The sequence below is a fragment of the Bradyrhizobium sp. sBnM-33 genome (assembly GCF_032917945.1).
In the GTDB taxonomy this organism is placed as follows: Bacteria; Pseudomonadota; Alphaproteobacteria; order Rhizobiales; family Xanthobacteraceae; genus Bradyrhizobium.
This window is the reverse complement of record NZ_CP136624.1, coordinates 7,111,809-7,127,111: the sequence shown is the minus strand read 5'-3', so window position 1 is coordinate 7,127,111 and position 15,303 is coordinate 7,111,809. Positions and strand designations below refer to the sequence as shown.

The following is a 15,303-nucleotide window of genomic DNA, read 5'->3' as shown; positions in this document are numbered from 1 at the left end:
CTAGCTTTTCAATGACGCGCCTCGCGCGGCGCGTCAACAATGACGCCGCCCTGCGCGAGATTGGCGGCAAGTTCGGCCACGCGCTCAACCGCGACCGTATCGGGGGAGGCAAGCCAACTCGCCGAAAACGTGAGTAGCGGCAGTTGTACATTGGTCGACAGCAGTTGCAGCCGCCCATCGGCCATTTCGCTATCGACGATCGCGGTCGGTATCACGGCAATGCCGAGGCCTTCGATCGCCATGTGGATGACGGTGGCGATCGACGCGCTGGCGTGCAGGCGGATCGGCGGCAGATCGGGGCGGTTGAACAGGGAGCGCACCATCTCATAGGGCTGCGTCCGGCGCGAAAAGGTGATGATCGGAAATTTTGCCAGATCGTGCACCGTGAGTTGACGGTTGCCCAGCCCAAGCATGGGGCTGGCCAGGAATCCTACGGGATAGTCGCACAGCACGCGGTTGCTGATGCTCGGCGCGGTCAGCGGCCCGAGCACGAATGCGAGCTCGATTTCCTGCGCTAGCAGCCGCGTCCGCAAATTCGAGGTGATGTCGACCTCGATCTCGAGCGAGAGGTTGGGATAGGCGTGATTGACGCTCTTGATCAGCTGCGTCAGCCAGGTGTGCACGATGGTCTCGGCGACGCCGAGCCGCAGCACGCCGCGCATCGCCGAATGGTCGCCGACCACCGCCAGCATTTCCGAGCGCAGTCCGATCAGCTTCTCGGCATAGACCATCAATTGCCGTCCGCTCGGCGTCGGCAGCACCATGCGGCGGTCGCGCTGCAAGAGCTTCACGCCTACTTCGCGTTCGAGCTGCGCGATCCGTTGCGAGATCGCGGGTTGGGTGGTGTTGAGCTTCTGGGCCGCGCCGCGGAAGCTGCCGAGCGTCACCACCCACATGAACGTCTCAATTGCCTTGAAATCAGTCATGCACCCTCTGCCCGCAAGTCGATAAATTCGATTTATCGAACTTGATTAGAAAAGACGATTAGACATTATCATAGCCATATGCGGGAGTAGATGTCGATAAGAACGGAAGCGGGGACAACGATGACCGGCTTGGCGAGGACGGAAATTACGGGCCGCGATAGGCCAGATTTATCGCCCAGCGTGGCGGCCCGCCATTCCTGCCGCAGCGGCATGACTTCGTCGACGGCCGGAGTCGCCAACGGTTTCGTGCAGGGCAACCTCGCGATCCTGCCGGAAAAACTCGCGAGCGCATTTCACCGGTTCTGCCAGCTCAATCCCAAGCCGTGCCCGATCATCGGCATGTCCGATGTCGGCGATCCCCGCATCCCCGCGCTCGGCATCGATCTCGACGTCCGCACTGATTTGCCGCGCTATCGCGTCTGGCGCGACGGCGAAGTGGTGGAGGAGCCGACCGACATCATGGCGCATTGGCGCGATGATCTCGTTGCCTTCGTGATCGGATGTTCGTTCTCGTTCGAGGAGGCGCTGTTGGCGGAGGGCCTGCCGATCCGTCACATCGAGCGCAAGGTTCGCGTGCCGATGTACCGCACCAATATCGCCTGCAGCCCGGCGGGCCCTTTCGCAGGTCCCATGGTGGTATCGATGCGGCCGTTCAAGCCGGCGGATGCGATCCGCGCCGTGCAGATCACCACGCGCTTTCCGGCGGTGCACGGTGCGCCGGTGCATCTCGGCCATCCACAGTCGATCGGCATCGCCGACATCAGCAAGCCCGACTACGGAGATCCGGTGCCGGTCGCAGCCGACGAGATTCCGGTGTTCTGGGCGTGCGGCGTTACCCCGCAATCGGTAATCGCAGCCGCGAAGCTGCCGTTCGCCATCACGCATGCGCCCGGATTGATGCTGGTGACCGATCTCATGAACAAGCAGCTTGCCGTGCTTTGATGCAGCCCGTGCTGCTCATTGAGGCTTTACCGTACCCTTCGCCCGTTTCATCGATAGTTGCCGACCAACAAAGGATATCGCCATGAACATCAGCCGCCGTGACGTATTGCTTGGAGCTACCGCCGCCGCTGCGCTCGGCCCGATCGCCGCGCACGCCCAAACGTCCGAAGTGGTGATCGGCGTAATCTATCCGTTCTCCGGCGCCAGTGCGCAGATGGGCGTTGACGCCCAGAAGTCGTTTGAGACTGCGCTCGACATCATCAACAAGAACCACGATTTCGATCTGCCGCTGGCGAAGGGCGAGGGATTGCCCGGTCTCGGCGGCGCCAAGATCCGCCTCGTGTTCGCCGACCATCAGGCCGACCCGCAGAAGGGCCGCGCCGAGACCGAGCGCCTGATCACCCAGGAGAAGGTTTGCGCCGTCATCGGCACCTATCAGAGTTCGGTCGCGGTGACCGTCAGTCAGATCTGCGAGCGCTACCAGGTCCCGTTCATCTCGGCGGACAATTCCTCGCCGAGCCTGCACAAGCGCGGCCTCAAATTCTATTTCCGCGCTGCGCCGCACGACGAGATGTTTTCGGCTGCGATGTTCAACTTCTTCGACGCGATGAAGAAGAAGGGCACCAAGATCGATACGCTGTCGCTGTTCCATGAGGACACCATTTTCGGCACCGACTCCGCCAACACCCAGCTCAAGCTGGCTGCCGATCGCGGCTACAAGGTCATCTCCGACATCAAGTACCGCTCCAACTCGCCGTCATTGTCGGCGGAGGTGCAGCAGCTCAAGAACGCGAATGCCGACGTGCTAATGCCTTCGAGCTACACCACGGACGGGATCCTTTTGGTCAAGACCATGGCCGAGCTCGGCTACAAGCCGAACGCGATCGTCGCACAGAACGCCGGTTTCTCCGAAAAGGCGCTCTATGACGCGGTCGGCGACAAGCTCGAAGGCGTGATCTCGCGTGGCAGCTTCTCGCTCGATCTCGCCGCCAAGCGGCCGATGGTCGGCAAGATCAATGCCATGTTCAAGGAGAAGTCGGGCAAGGATTTCAACGACCTCACCTCGCGCCAGTTCATGGGCCTATTGGTGATGGCGGACGCCATCAACCGCGCCAAGTCGATCGACGGCGAAAAGATCCGCGAGGCGCTGGTCGCGACCGACATTCCGGGCGAGCAGACCATCATGCCCTGGAAGCGCGTCAGATTCGACGAGCTGGGCCAGAACAACGACGCCGACCCCGTGCTGCTGCAATACATCGGCGGCAAATTCGTCACCATCTTTCCGCCGCAAGCCGCCATCGCCGAAGCCGTCTGGCCGATGAAATAGAATGCAGCGCTTCCGCCATCCCGCAGCACCGGTCCTCATCCTGAGGAGCGCGCCTTTGCGCGCGTCTCGAAGGATGGCCGCGAGTGCGCTTTTGCCGCCATCCTTCGAGACGCTTGCTTCGCAAGCTCCTCAGGGTGAGGACCTGTACTTGGAGCAACGGTCGTGACCGCCGAAACCATCATCCAAAGCCTGGCAAGCGGCCTGCTCATGGGCCTGCTTTACGGCCTCATCGCTGTCGGCCTCGCGCTGATCTTCGGGCTGATGGACGTCGTCAACTTCGCCCACGGCGAATTCCTGATGATCGCGATGTACGCGACGTTCTTCCTGTTCGTGTTCTTCGCGGTAGACCCCTTGCTGTCGGCGCCACTGGTCGCGGCGGCGTTGTTCGTGTTCGGGGCGGTGGTCTATCTGTTAATTGTACGCTTTGCCGTGCGTGCGAAAGCCAATGCCGGCATGGTGCAGATCTTCTCCACTTTCGGCTTGGCCATCGTCATGCGCGGCCTGGCGCAGTATTTTTTCACGCCTGATTACCGCAGCGTTACGCATTCCTGGCTCGGCGGCAAGACGGTCTCGGTGGCCGGCATTTTCCTGCCTGTGCCGCAACTGGTCGGCGCGCTGGTGGCGATCGCGGCCTTCGGCGCACTCTATCTCTTCATCCACCGTACCGACTTCGGCCGCGCGCTGGAGGCGACCCGTGAGGATGCCGGTGCGGTGGCGCTGGTCGGCATCGACAAGAACAAGGTGTTTGCGCTGGGCTGGGGACTTGGCGCGGCTTTGGTCGGCCTCGCCGGCGCGATCATGGCCATATTCTTCTACATCTATCCCGACGTCGGCGCCTCCTTCGCGCTAATTGCCTATGTCACGGTGGCGCTCGGCGGCTTTGGCAGCGTGTTCGGCGCCTTCGCCGGCGGCATCATTGTCGGCCTCGTCGAGGCCACCACCGCAATGTTGCTGCCGCCGTCGCTCAAGGCGGTCGGCATCTATGCCGTCTATCTCCTTGTGGTTTTTGTCCGGCCGCGCGGCCTGTTCGGATCGATGTGATGGATACCGCTTTCGCAGAACGCCGCCGGCGCGACCTCATCGTCGCCTGTGTACTTGCCGCGATTGCGGCCACGGTCCCGCTGTTCGTCAAGGACGTTTACGTCCAGAACATCATGGTGCTTACGCTGATGTGGGGCGCGCTGTCCCAGAGCTGGAACATCCTTTCCGGCTATTGCGGGCAGATCTCGCTCGGCCACGCGCTCTATTTCGGCATCGGGGCCTATACCACCGCGCTGCTGTTCACCAAGTTCGGCGTGCTGCCATGGTTCGGCATGCTGGGCGGCGGCGTGATCTCCGCGCTGATTGCGATGGCGCTTGGCTATCCCTGTTTCCGGCTGCGCGGACATTACTTCGTCATCGCCACCATCGTCATTGCCGAGATCGGGCTGCTTCTGTTCCACAATTGGGATTGGGCTGGTGCTGCGATGGGCATCGAAATCCCAGCGCGTGGCGATAGCTGGCTGAAATTCCAGTTCCCGCGCAGCAAGCTGCCATACTTTTACTTCGCGCTGGCGCTGGCCTGCGTCGCCTGGTTCGTCACCTGGTGGCTGGAGGATTCCAAATGGGGCTATTGGTGGCGCGCGGTAAAGGACAATCCGGAGGCGGCTGAAAGCCTCGGCGTGGTCGTGTTCAATTCCAAGATGGGCGCGGCCGCGGTGTCGGCGTTCCTAGTTGCGGTCGGCGGCAGCTTCTATGCGCAGTTCGTCTACTTCATCGATCCCGAGAGCGTTATGGGCTTTCAATTCTCGCTGCTGATGGCGCTGCCTGCGGTGCTGGGCGGCATCGGCACGCTGTGGGGGCCGATGCTGGGCGCGGTCATCCTGATCCCGCTCACCGAATTGACGCGCTCCTATGTCGGTGGCTCCGGCCGCGGTGTCGACCTGATCGTCTATGGCGGCCTGATCATCGCGATCTCGCTGGCGCGGCCGCAAGGGCTGATCGGCCTGTTCTCGTTCAAGAGCTTCGCCGGACTGTTTGCGCCCAAGCGCAAGGAGGCTGTCCGATGACGGCCCTTCTGGAAACTCGCGGCGTCTGGCAGCGCTTCGGCGGCCTGATCGCCAACAGTGACGTCTCGATATCCGTCGGGCGCGGCGAGATCGTCGGCCTGATCGGGCCGAACGGCGCCGGCAAGTCGACGCTGTTCAACCTGATCGCGGGCGTGCTGCCGCCCACCCAGGGCTCGATCATCTTCGACGGCGAGGACGTCACCGCGTTGCCGGCGGCGGAACGCTGCCAGCGCGGCATCGGCCGCACCTTCCAGGTCGTCAAAAGTTTCGAGACCATGACCGTGATCGACAACGTCATCGTCGGCGCGCTGGTTCGAACCACCGTGATGCGCGATGCCCGCCGCAAGGCGCACGAGGTGCTGGAGTTCTGCGGCCTTGGCCCGCGCGCCAATGTACTCGCCAGCGATCTCGTCCCTTCAGAAAAGCGCCGGCTCGAAGTCGCCCGTGCGCTGGCGACCGAGCCGAAACTATTGCTGCTGGACGAGGTGCTCACGGGACTGACGCCGGTCGAAGCCAAAACCGGCGTCGAACTGGTACGCAAAGTGCGTGACACCGGCGTCACCGTGCTGATGGTCGAGCATGTCATGGAGATCGTGATGCCGCTGGTCGACCGTGCCATCGTGCTCGACCTCGGCAAGATGCTGGTCGAGGGCAAGCCTGCCGACGTGGTTCGCGATCCGAAAGTCATCACCGCCTATCTGGGGGATCGTCATGCTGTCGGTGCATGAAGTCACCACCGCCTATCAGGGCCTGGTCGCGATCTCGGCGGTTTCGATCGAGGTGGCAAAAGGCGAGATCGTCTGCGTCGCCGGCGCCAACGGGGCCGGCAAGTCGACGCTGCTGAAATCGATTGCGGGCGCCGAGCGGCCGCGCTCCGGTACCGTGACGTTCGATGGCGCCCGCATTGACGGCATGGCGCAGCACATCATCACCTCGCGCGGCATCGCCTATGTGCCGGAAAACCGCCGGCTGTTTCCGCGCCTCTCGGTGCGCGACAACTTAAGACTCGGCAGCTATCTCTATCGCGGCGAAGCGAACCGCGAGGCCCCGCTCGATCTCGTCTTCAAGCTGTTTCCGCGATTGTCCGAGCGGCTGGAGCAGCGCGCCGAAACGCTCTCAGGCGGCGAGCAGCAGATGCTCGCGATCGGCCGCGCGCTGATGACCCGCCCGCGGCTACTCATGCTGGATGAGCCGTCGCAGGGCATCATGCCAAAGCTGGTCGATGAGATCTTCCAGGCCGTGAAACGCATCCGCGACGCCGGCATGACCGTGCTGATCGTCGAGCAGCGCATGTCCGAATGCCTGGAAATCGCCGACCGCGCCTACATCCTGCAAACCGGCCGCGTCCTGATGCAGGGCAGCGCGGCCGAGATCAGCGTCAATCCGGATGTAAGGAAGGCGTATCTGGGGCTGTAGTTGCTGTAGACTGGTGACGGCAGCTCTCTCCACGTCATTGCGAGCGAAGCGAAGCAATCCAGAAATTTCACCGCAGAGGCGGTCTGGATATCTTGATCGCTTACTTCCCCGAAATGACGAGCTCAAATCAGATCGCCGTAGAGATCCTTCCAGTCGGGGCTCAGGCCCTCAATCAACGCCAGCTTTTTCGCGCGGCTGCCCGCCTTGATCTGCTTTTCGCGAGTGATGGCCCTCGGTCATGCTGCCATGAAGTTCGAACCAAACCAGAATCTTGCACCCGTGCTTTCTAGAAAACCCCGCAACCAGCCCTTCGCGATGTTCGAAAGCTCGTTTCGGGAGGTTGCTTGTCACGCCTGTATAGAGTGTTCCGTTGCGGCGGCTCGCCATGATGTAGACGCAGGGCTGTGTCATTCGATCTCTTGCCAGCATTGGAGCGCCCGAAGTAATTAGTTTTTCCGTGGCCCTGGATTGCTTCGCTTCGCTCGCAATGACGTGGAGGGAGCTTGGCAGTAAATCGCTACGAATGCTCCTCATGCTCGGGCAGCGCTAACCCAAACACCTTCGTCAAATCCTTCACCTGCTCAGGCGACAGGTACCGCGGGTTCAGGCCGCGCAGCAGCAGGTACAGTTTCGCCGTCTCCTCCAGTTCCTCCATCGCGAACACCGCGGCCTCCAGCGTATCGCCCGAAACCACCGGGCCGTGGTTGGCGAGCAGCACGGATGAATATTTCCCCGCCAGCCCCTTGATCGCGCCGGCGACGGCGGGATCGCCCGGCCGGTAATAGGGCACGAGCGCGGTTTGGCCACATTTCATCACGTAATAAGCGGTCATCGGCGGCAGCGCGGCGCGGGGGTCGATCTCGGGCAGCATCGACAACGCTACCGAGTGCGTCGAATGCAGGTGCACCACGGCGCGCGCGGCGCTACGGGTCTGGTAGAGCGCGGTGTGCAGCGGCACTTCCTTGGTCGGCGTGTCGCCGGATACCAGCCGTCCATCGGGGCCAAGCCGGGACATCCGCGCCGGATCGAGGAAGCCGAGCGAGGCGTTGGTCGGCGTTACCAGCCAGCCGCCGTCGTCGAGCTTTACGCTGATATTGCCGGAGGAGCCCGGCGTCAGCCCGCGCTCGAACAGCGAGCGGCCGAAGCGGCAGATTTCCTCGCGGATCCTTGTTTCGCTCATGGACCGACCTCTTTTCCGCCTTGTCTCACGCTTTGGCAGCGCGGCCAAGCCGTGATACGCAGGGCCAAGCCGCCGGCCGAATGGCCGCTGAACAGAAACTATCGAGGAACCGCCGCATGCCAGAATCCGCCAAACCGCGCGTCGCCGTCATCGGGCTGGGCTCGATGGGGTATGGCATGGCGACCTCGCTGCGCCGCGCCGGACTAGATGTCACCGGGTGCGACGTCTCGCCTGACACGGTCAAGCGGTTCGTCGCCGACGGCGGCAAGGGCGCGGCGACGCCGGCGGAGGCGGCAAAATCGGCCGACATCGTCGTCAGCGTGGTCGTCAACGCCGCGCAAACCGAGACTATCCTGTTCGGCGCCAATGGCGTCGCGGAAACGCTAGCCAAAGGCGCGGTATTCATTTCCTCCGCCACCATGGATCCCGATGTCGCGCGGCGGCTCGCCAAACAGTTGGAAGAAACCGGCCGGCACTACCTCGACGCGCCGATCTCCGGCGGCGCGCAGCGCGCGGCGCAGGGCGAACTCACCATCCTTGCATCCGGCAGTCCGGCCGCCTTTGCCAAAGCGCGGCCGGCGCTCGATGCGATGGCCGCAAAACTCTACGAGCTCGGCGATGCCGCCGGGCAGGGCGCGGCGTTCAAGATGATCAACCAGTTGCTGGCCGGTGTGCACATTGCCGCCGCTTCCGAGGCCATCGCATTCGCCGCCAAGCAGGGCCTCGACATCCGAAAAGTCTACGAGGTGATCACGGCGTCCGCCGGCAATTCCTGGATGTTCGAGAACCGCATGCCGCATGTGCTCGACGGCGATTATGCGCCGCGCAGCGCGGTCGATATCTTCGTCAAGGACCTTGGCATCATCCAGGACATGGCGCGCTCGCAGAAATTCCCGGTGCCGGTTTCCGCTGCGGCATTGCAGATGTTCCTGATGACGTCAGCCGCCGGCATGGGCCGTGACGACGACGCCTCGGTGGCGCGGATGTATGCAAGAGTGACCGGCACGCATCTGCCGGGCGAGCCGAAGTAAGAGCAAGATCAAGAAGGGGACCGTAGATGCCGCGCTTTGCCGCCAATCTCTCCATGATGTTTACCGAGGTCCCGTTCCTCGACCGTTTCGATGCGGCGGCGAAAGCCGGCTTCACTGCGGTCGAATTCCTGTTTCCTTACGATCATCCGGCAGACGCCGTCGGCGAACGGTTGAAGCGCAATGGCCTGACGCAGGCGCTGTTCAACCTGCCGCCGGGTAATTGGGACGCCGGCGAAAAAGGTTTTGCCGCGCTGCCGGAGCGCTTTGACGATCTGAAGCGAAGCCTGGAGACCGCACTGCCTTACGCGAAGGCGACCGGCGTCAAGCGGTTGCATCTGATGGCGGGCATCGCTGACCGCAACAACACCAAGGCCGTCGAACAGTTCTACAAGTCGGTGACATGGGCCGCCGAGTTCTACGCGCCCTATGATCTCGACGTCGTGATCGAGCCGATCAATCCGCGCAACGTGCCGGGATACTTCCTCAACGATTTCGGCTTCGCGCGCGACCTGATCACCGAGCTGAAAATCCCGAACCTGAAACTGCAGTTCGACATCTATCACTGCCAGATCATCCATGGCGACGTCACCATGCGGCTGCGCGAGATGATGCCGATCATCGGCCACGTCCAGATCGCCAGCATTCCCTCGCGCAATGAACCCGACGGCGAAGAGCTGAACTATCCGTTCCTGTTCGCCGAGCTCGACCGGCTCGGCTATAGCGGCTTCGTCGGCTGCGAATACAACCCGCGCGGCAAGACCACCGATGGCCTCGGCTGGTTCAAGCCCTATGCCGGAGCAAAATCGTGAAATTGTCTCTGGGCTGTATTGCCGACGACTACACCGGCGCCTCCGATCTCGCCAACACGCTGACCCGTCAGGGCCTGCGCACGGTGCAGACCATCGGCGTGCCGCCAGACGATCTGGCGCTACCGGAGGTCGATGCGGTCGTGGTGTCGCTCAAGAGCCGCTCGATCGAGGCTGATGTTGCGGTCGAGCGTTCGCGCGCCGCTGAAAAATGGCTGCGCGGCCGCGGCGCCAGCCACGTGCTGTTCAAGATCTGCTCGACCTTCGATTCCACCGACGCCGGCAATATCGGTCCGGTGATGGACGCGCTGCGCGCCGATTCCGGCGACGCAATCGTGCTGGTGACGCCGGCTTTTCCGGAAACCGGCCGCACGGTCTACCAGGGCAATCTGTTCGTCGGCTCCGTGCCGCTGAACGAAAGCCCGCTGAAGGACCATCCGCTCAACCCGATGCACGATTCCAACCTGGTGCGGGTGCTGGCGCGCCAGAGCCGTACCCAGGTCGGGCTGGTGGATCTTGCCACGCTCACGCGCGGCGCGGAGGCGGTTCGCGGACGTCTCGCGGAGCTGGCGGCAAAGGGTATCGGCGCCGCCATCATCGATGCGGTCTTTGATCGCGATCTGGAAACCATCGGCGCCGTGGCGCTGGATCACCGCCTGTCCGTCGGCGCGTCCGGCATCGGTCTCGGCCTCGCCCGGGCGCTGGTCGCCTCCGGCAAGGTCAAAGCGGCTTCTGCGGGCGCGGCGTCCGGCGCGCCGGTCGGCGGACCGGCCGCGTGCCTTGCTGGGAGCTGCTCGCAGGCGACCTTGGCGCAGATCGCCAATGCCGAAAAGACCATGGCTGTGCTGCATCTCGATCCCGAGCAGATCATCGCGGGACCGGCAGAGGCGCGACGGGCGCTGGCCTGGGCAAGCGACCGAATCACTTACGGTCCCATTCTGATCGCCAGCAGCTCGACGCCGGACCAGGTTGTGGCTCTGCAATCTCGGCATGGCCGCGATGCAGCCGGACATGCCATCGAGCAGGCGATGGCCGATATCGCCGAAGGCCTGGTGCGCACAGGCGTGCGGCGACTGGTGGTCGCCGGCGGCGAAACTTCGGGCGCCGTGGTCGATCGCCTGCGCATTCCCGGCTTCCTCGTGGGCGAGGAAATCGCTGCAGGCGTACCGGTTTTGCGCGCGGTCGGCGCCAATGACGGCGAGATGCTGCTTGCCCTAAAATCAGGCAATTTCGGCGGAGCGGAATTCTTCTCCGACGCCCTAAAGCTGATGCGCTGATCCGACATTCATTTCCTGGTGAGAACTGTCGCGTAGGTATTTGTACCGACGCGAATTAACTCAACTTGAGGACGCGTCGGGTTTGATATCCGCAAGGCATCCTTCTTTTCCGACTCTCGCCTTTCCTATCCGACATCCCGCGCGCCCAAAATCAAGAGATTCCGCCCATGCTCGCCCGCTATTCGATCCGCGCCAAGATCATCGCCGTGGTCGCCTTCCTGCTCGCCGCGATGGCGGGCATGGGTCTGCTCGCGGTGAAGAATATGCGCGCCATTAACGCCAATACGGTCGATATCGCAACCAACTGGATGCCGAGCATCCGAGTGCTGGGCGACCTGCGGGCCGGCGTCATTACGTACCGCAACGTAATCCGCGAGCACATGCTGTCCGAGACGCTGGACGAGAAGCTGGCGATGGAAAAGACACTCGCTGCGGTCATCGAGAGCAACACCAAGATCCGCGCCGCCTACGAGCCGCTGATCACCTCGGCGGAGGAACGCGCGCTGTATACCGAATGGTCGAAGCTATGGGATAAATATCGGAAGGGCACCCAAGAGGTCATGGAACTGTCGCGCAAGGCGGCTGGCAATATCCCTACCGAAGCCAACGACCTGAATACCACCACCGTCAACAAGATCGGCCTCGACGCCGACGCCGTCCTGAAAAAGAGCGTCGACTTGAACAATGCCGGCGCGGACAAGGCGGCAAGAGAGGCGGCCGACAGCTACACCGCCGCTCTCATGATGCTTGCCTTGATCCTCGGCGCCGCCGTCATGATCGGCGTCGGCATCAGTGCCTACCTGGTTCGCGATGTCTCCAGCGGCATTGCCTCCATCGTCACGCCGATGCAGGCCTTGGGTATGGGCGATCTGAGCGCGAAGGTGCCGCACCAGGGCGAGAAAACCGAAATCGGCGCGATGGCCGATACCTTGCAGGTATTCAAGGAAGCGCTGATTGCCAAGAAAGCTGCCGACGAAGCCGCCGCCGCTGACGCCGAAGCCAAGATCGAGCGCGGCCGGCGGGTCGACGGCATCACCCGCAACTTCGAAAGCGTGATCGGCGAGATCGTGCAGACGGTATCTTCGGCTTCGACGCAGCTCGAAGCGTCGGCCGGCACGCTGTCGGCGACCGCCGAGCGCTCGCAGACGCTGACCTCGGCGGTGGCCTCGGCTTCCGGCGAAGCCTCCGCCAACGTGCAGTCCGTGGCCTCGGCGACTGAAGAGCTTTCTTCCTCGGTCACCGAGATTGGCCGCCAGGTGCAGGCGTCGGCGCGGATGGCGACAGACGCAGTCGGTCAGGCCCGCGTCACCAACGAGCGGGTCAGCGAATTGTCCAAGGCGGCGGGCCGGATCGGCGACGTCGTCGAACTCATCAACACCATCGCAGGCCAGACCAATCTGCTGGCGCTCAACGCCACCATCGAGGCGGCGCGCGCGGGCGAAGCCGGCCGCGGCTTTGCGGTCGTGGCCTCGGAGGTGAAGGCGCTGGCCGAACAGACGGCAAAGGCCACCGGCGAGATCAGCCAGCAAATTGCCGGCATCCAGGGCGCGACCCAGGAGTCTGTTAGCGCGATCAAGGAAATCAGCGGCACCATCGAAAGGCTGGCGGAGATCTCCTCGGCTATCGCGGCCGCCGTGGAAGAGCAGGGCGCCGCAACCCAGGAAATCTCCCGCAACGTGCAGCAGGCTGCCCGCGGCACCCATCAGGTCTCCACCAATATCACCGATGTGCAGCGCGGCGCCGGCGAGACCGGTGCGGCCGCCTCGCAGGTGCTGTCGGCGGCGCAGTCGCTGTCGGGCGACAGCCAGCGCCTCAGGCTCGAAGTCGGCAAGTTTCTGGAATCGGTCCGGGCAGCGTGACAACCGGCCGGCCGCAGACGAAGGGCCCGGCTCCCGGAAAGGGCGCCGGGCCTTTTCTCGTGCTGCGCGAATTTGGCGGCGCCGCAACCCGGCTGGACAATCCGTAGTTTCACGCAAGCGGAAATTAACCGGTCCCCGCTAGGCTGCCCCTGCATCTCCGGGATTCGCGCGCGCAGGCTGCCGGTTCCTTGCATCGCGAATTCCGCCTCCGGAAAAACTGCTTCAGAAGAATTTGGGGTCGTCGACATGATCAAGCTCAACCGCATCGGAAACAAACTGGGCTTGGCCGGCGCGGTCGGCGTCCTGCTGGCGATCGGCATGGTGACCAACCAGATGGTCACCGAATCGAGGATCGAGGAAGCCAGCGAGCGTGCCGCCCGGTCGCAGCAAGTGGCCGACAACTCGCTCTCTGCCCATATCGACCTGCGCAAGATTCAGCTTGCCGCCGGCGACGTCAGGCTGGCGCGAGCCCCCGCCGAGGTCGAAAAGGCCATTGCCGATTTGCAGCGCCACAAGGCGAGCGCAGCAAAGGAATTGGACGCCGCGCTCGCGACCGCGCAGCGGCCTGACGCCAGGGAACGGCTGCAGAAGATCAAGACCTTGATGGATGGCTTTACCGCCGCCGTGGAAGATCTCGCCAAGGCGCAGAGCACGTTGCTGGCGCAGATCGAGAAGCGCTCGGTGATCTCGGAGGAATGGACCAAGGCGGTCGATGCTCAGTTGAAGTTGCCGGCCATGGCGAAGTTGGATAACCGTCTCGAGATCGAGCGTCTGCTATTTCAGGCCGATGGAAAGGTGAACGCGCTGCGGGCAGCCGCCTGGAAGCTCGGCGCGACCGGCGATGCCAACCTGGTCACGGAGATGGCCAAGACCGAGGCCTCGCTGAAGGACGTCTTTAACAAGCTGCGCGGCGAGGCCGACGATCGCGAGTTGCTGGTCGTGGTCAGCAACCTTTCCTCGACCGTCAAGCGCTTCCTGGCCGCCAATGAGGAAGCGGTAAAGACCGAGCAGGTCAAGAACGACATCATCACCAACCGCACCGTCAAGGCCGCCGCAGATGTTGCCAATCTGATGGAAACAACCGTCGAGGCCGCGCAAAGGGATGCCAAGACCTCCAAAGACGAGGTCATGGCCGATACCGAGCGCGCCAACCGCATCAACCTGATCATGGCGATCATCGTCGTCGCGTCGCTGATCGCTTCGGTGGTATTCTCCTTCCTCGGGGTCGCGCGTCCGATGACGCGGCTGAACGGTGCGCTGGGCGAAATGGCCGGCGGCAATCTCGACGTCGAGATTCCCGGCGCTGGCCGCGGCGACGAAATCGGCGACCTCGCCAAGACGGTGACGGTCATCCGCGAGAACGCCGAACACAAGGCGCGCGAGGAAGCCGAGGCCAAGGTCCAGCAGGACCAGGTCGCGGCGCAGCGGCGCAAGCAAGAAATGATCAAGCTCGCCGACGATTTCGAAGGCGCGGTCGGCGAAATCGTGGACACGGTGTCCTCGGCTTCGACCGAACTCGAAGCCGCCGCCGGCACGCTGACCGCGACCGCCGAACGCGCCCAGGAGCTGACCACGATGGTGGCTGCGGCTTCCGAGGAAGCCTCTACCAACGTGCAGTCGGTGGCTTCCTCCACCGAAGAGATGGCCTCGTCGATCACCGAGATCGGCCGTCAGGTCCAGGAATCGGCGCGAATGGCCAATGAAGCTGTCGACCAGGCCCGCACCACCAATGGCCGGGTCAGCGAATTGGCGAAGGCGGCCGCCCGCATCGGCGCAGTGGTCGAACTCATCAACACCATCGCCGAACAGACCAATCTGCTCGCGCTCAACGCCACTATCGAGGCGGCCCGGGCCGGCGACGCCGGCCGCGGCTTCGCCGTCGTGGCTTCCGAGGTGAAGGCGCTCGCCGAACAAACCTCGAAGGCGACCGGCGAGATCGGCCAGCAGATCACAGGCATTCAGGCCGCGACGGAGGAGTCCGTCGGTGCGATCCAGGCGATCAGCTCCACGATCGAGAAGCTCTCGGAAATATCCTCGACCATTGCGGCCGCGGTGGAAGAGCAGGGTGCCGCAACCCAGGAAATCTCCCGCAACGTGCAACAGGCGGCCCGCGGCACCCAGCAGGTCTCCGCCAACATCACCGACGTGCAGCGCGGGGCCGGCGAGACCGGATCGGCCTCGACGCAGGTGCTCTCTTCGGCCCAGTCGCTGTCGTCGGATTCCAACCGCCTCAAGCTCGAGGTCGGCAAGTTCCTGAATTCGGTACGAGCGGCCTGAGGTCGCCCGGGCCCCGCAAGGGCAGGGCTGTCGCATATGACGGCGCTGAGCTCGCGAGCGCTCAAGTTTCCGCATCGTCATGGCCGGGCTTGTCCCGCCCATCCACGTCTTCTCGCGCGGAGACCAAGACGTGGATGCCCGGGACAAGCCCCGGGCATGACGAGTTTGTGGGCACACCGAACCACTACATGACCGCATATGCGATAGCACTGGG

General features: G+C 63.5%; 13 protein-coding genes and 1 pseudogene. 11 read left to right on the top strand and 3 right to left on the bottom strand.

Annotated features, from left to right (window positions below):
- Window positions 1–8: 8 nt before the first annotated feature.
- On the bottom strand, window positions 9–926 hold the full coding sequence (locus RX328_RS33540; protein ID WP_213252101.1) for a LysR family transcriptional regulator: 918 nt from the start codon (window positions 924–926) through the stop codon (window positions 9–11).
- Window positions 927–1,046: 120 nt separating this feature from the next.
- Here RX328_RS33540 and RX328_RS33535 point away from each other — a divergent pair, with 120 nt between their 5' ends.
- The 6 genes from RX328_RS33535 (at window position 1,047) to RX328_RS33510 (ending at window position 6,659) form a co-directional block, all read left to right on the top strand.
- A complete protein-coding gene (locus tag RX328_RS33535; protein WP_213252100.1) occupies window positions 1,047–1,868 on the top strand; it encodes a putative hydro-lyase in 822 nt (273 codons plus the stop codon).
- A gap of 82 nt (window positions 1,869–1,950) precedes the next feature.
- Window positions 1,951–3,195 (top strand): ABC transporter substrate-binding protein, encoded by a 1,245-nt coding sequence (locus RX328_RS33530; RefSeq protein WP_213252099.1) that lies wholly within the window; start codon window positions 1,951–1,953, stop codon window positions 3,193–3,195.
- A 207-nt stretch (window positions 3,196–3,402) separates the two neighbouring features.
- Window positions 3,403–4,236: a branched-chain amino acid ABC transporter permease gene (locus tag RX328_RS33525; RefSeq protein WP_249726474.1), complete on the top strand. Its 834-nt coding sequence runs from the start codon at window positions 3,403–3,405 to the stop codon at window positions 4,234–4,236.
- Entirely contained in the window at window positions 4,236–5,243 is a 1,008-nt protein-coding gene (locus RX328_RS33520) for a branched-chain amino acid ABC transporter permease (protein ID WP_213252097.1), read from the top strand. The genes RX328_RS33525 and RX328_RS33520 overlap by 1 nt, the downstream gene beginning before the upstream one ends.
- Window positions 5,240–5,971 carry an ABC transporter ATP-binding protein gene (locus tag RX328_RS33515; protein ID WP_213252096.1) on the top strand — a complete coding sequence of 244 codons (732 nt, stop codon included), beginning with the start codon at window positions 5,240–5,242 and terminating at the stop codon, window positions 5,969–5,971. Before RX328_RS33520 ends, RX328_RS33515 begins: the two co-directional genes overlap by 4 nt.
- The gene (locus RX328_RS33510; protein ID WP_213252095.1) at window positions 5,955–6,659 is read left to right on the top strand and encodes an ABC transporter ATP-binding protein; all 705 of its coding nucleotides are present in this window, start codon (window positions 5,955–5,957) and stop codon (window positions 6,657–6,659) included. The genes RX328_RS33515 and RX328_RS33510 overlap by 17 nt, the downstream gene beginning before the upstream one ends.
- A gap of 122 nt (window positions 6,660–6,781) precedes the next feature.
- Here the strand turns inward: RX328_RS33510 and RX328_RS33505 are convergent.
- Both RX328_RS33505 and RX328_RS33500 read right to left on the bottom strand, forming a co-directional pair.
- Window positions 6,782–7,070 (bottom strand): annotated as a pseudogene (locus RX328_RS33505) (GIY-YIG nuclease family protein).
- 106 nt (window positions 7,071–7,176) lie between these two features.
- Window positions 7,177–7,839, bottom strand: coding sequence for an aldolase (locus tag RX328_RS33500; RefSeq protein ID WP_213252094.1), 663 nt, complete (start codon window positions 7,837–7,839; stop codon window positions 7,177–7,179).
- 116 nt (window positions 7,840–7,955) lie between these two features.
- Here RX328_RS33500 and ltnD point away from each other — a divergent pair, with 116 nt between their 5' ends.
- From ltnD to RX328_RS33475, 5 genes are all read left to right on the top strand, one after another.
- Window positions 7,956–8,870, top strand: a complete 915-nt coding sequence (gene ltnD / locus RX328_RS33495) for an L-threonate dehydrogenase (protein ID WP_249726468.1) — start codon at window positions 7,956–7,958, stop codon at window positions 8,868–8,870.
- Between the two features lie 26 nt (window positions 8,871–8,896).
- Window positions 8,897–9,679: a 2-oxo-tetronate isomerase gene (gene otnI / locus RX328_RS33490; RefSeq protein ID WP_213252092.1), complete on the top strand. Its 783-nt coding sequence runs from the start codon at window positions 8,897–8,899 to the stop codon at window positions 9,677–9,679.
- Window positions 9,676–10,953 carry a 3-oxo-tetronate kinase gene (gene otnK / locus RX328_RS33485; protein ID WP_213252091.1) on the top strand — a complete coding sequence of 426 codons (1,278 nt, stop codon included), beginning with the start codon at window positions 9,676–9,678 and terminating at the stop codon, window positions 10,951–10,953. The genes otnI and otnK overlap by 4 nt, the downstream gene beginning before the upstream one ends.
- Window positions 10,954–11,120: 167 nt before the next feature.
- Complete coding sequence (locus tag RX328_RS33480) at window positions 11,121–12,812, top strand: methyl-accepting chemotaxis protein (protein ID WP_213252090.1); 1,692 nt, start codon at window positions 11,121–11,123, stop codon at window positions 12,810–12,812.
- Window positions 12,813–13,058: 246 nt separating this feature from the next.
- Entirely contained in the window at window positions 13,059–15,089 is a 2,031-nt protein-coding gene (locus tag RX328_RS33475; protein ID WP_249726466.1) for a methyl-accepting chemotaxis protein, read from the top strand.
- The last annotated feature ends 214 nt before the right edge of the window (window positions 15,090–15,303 follow it).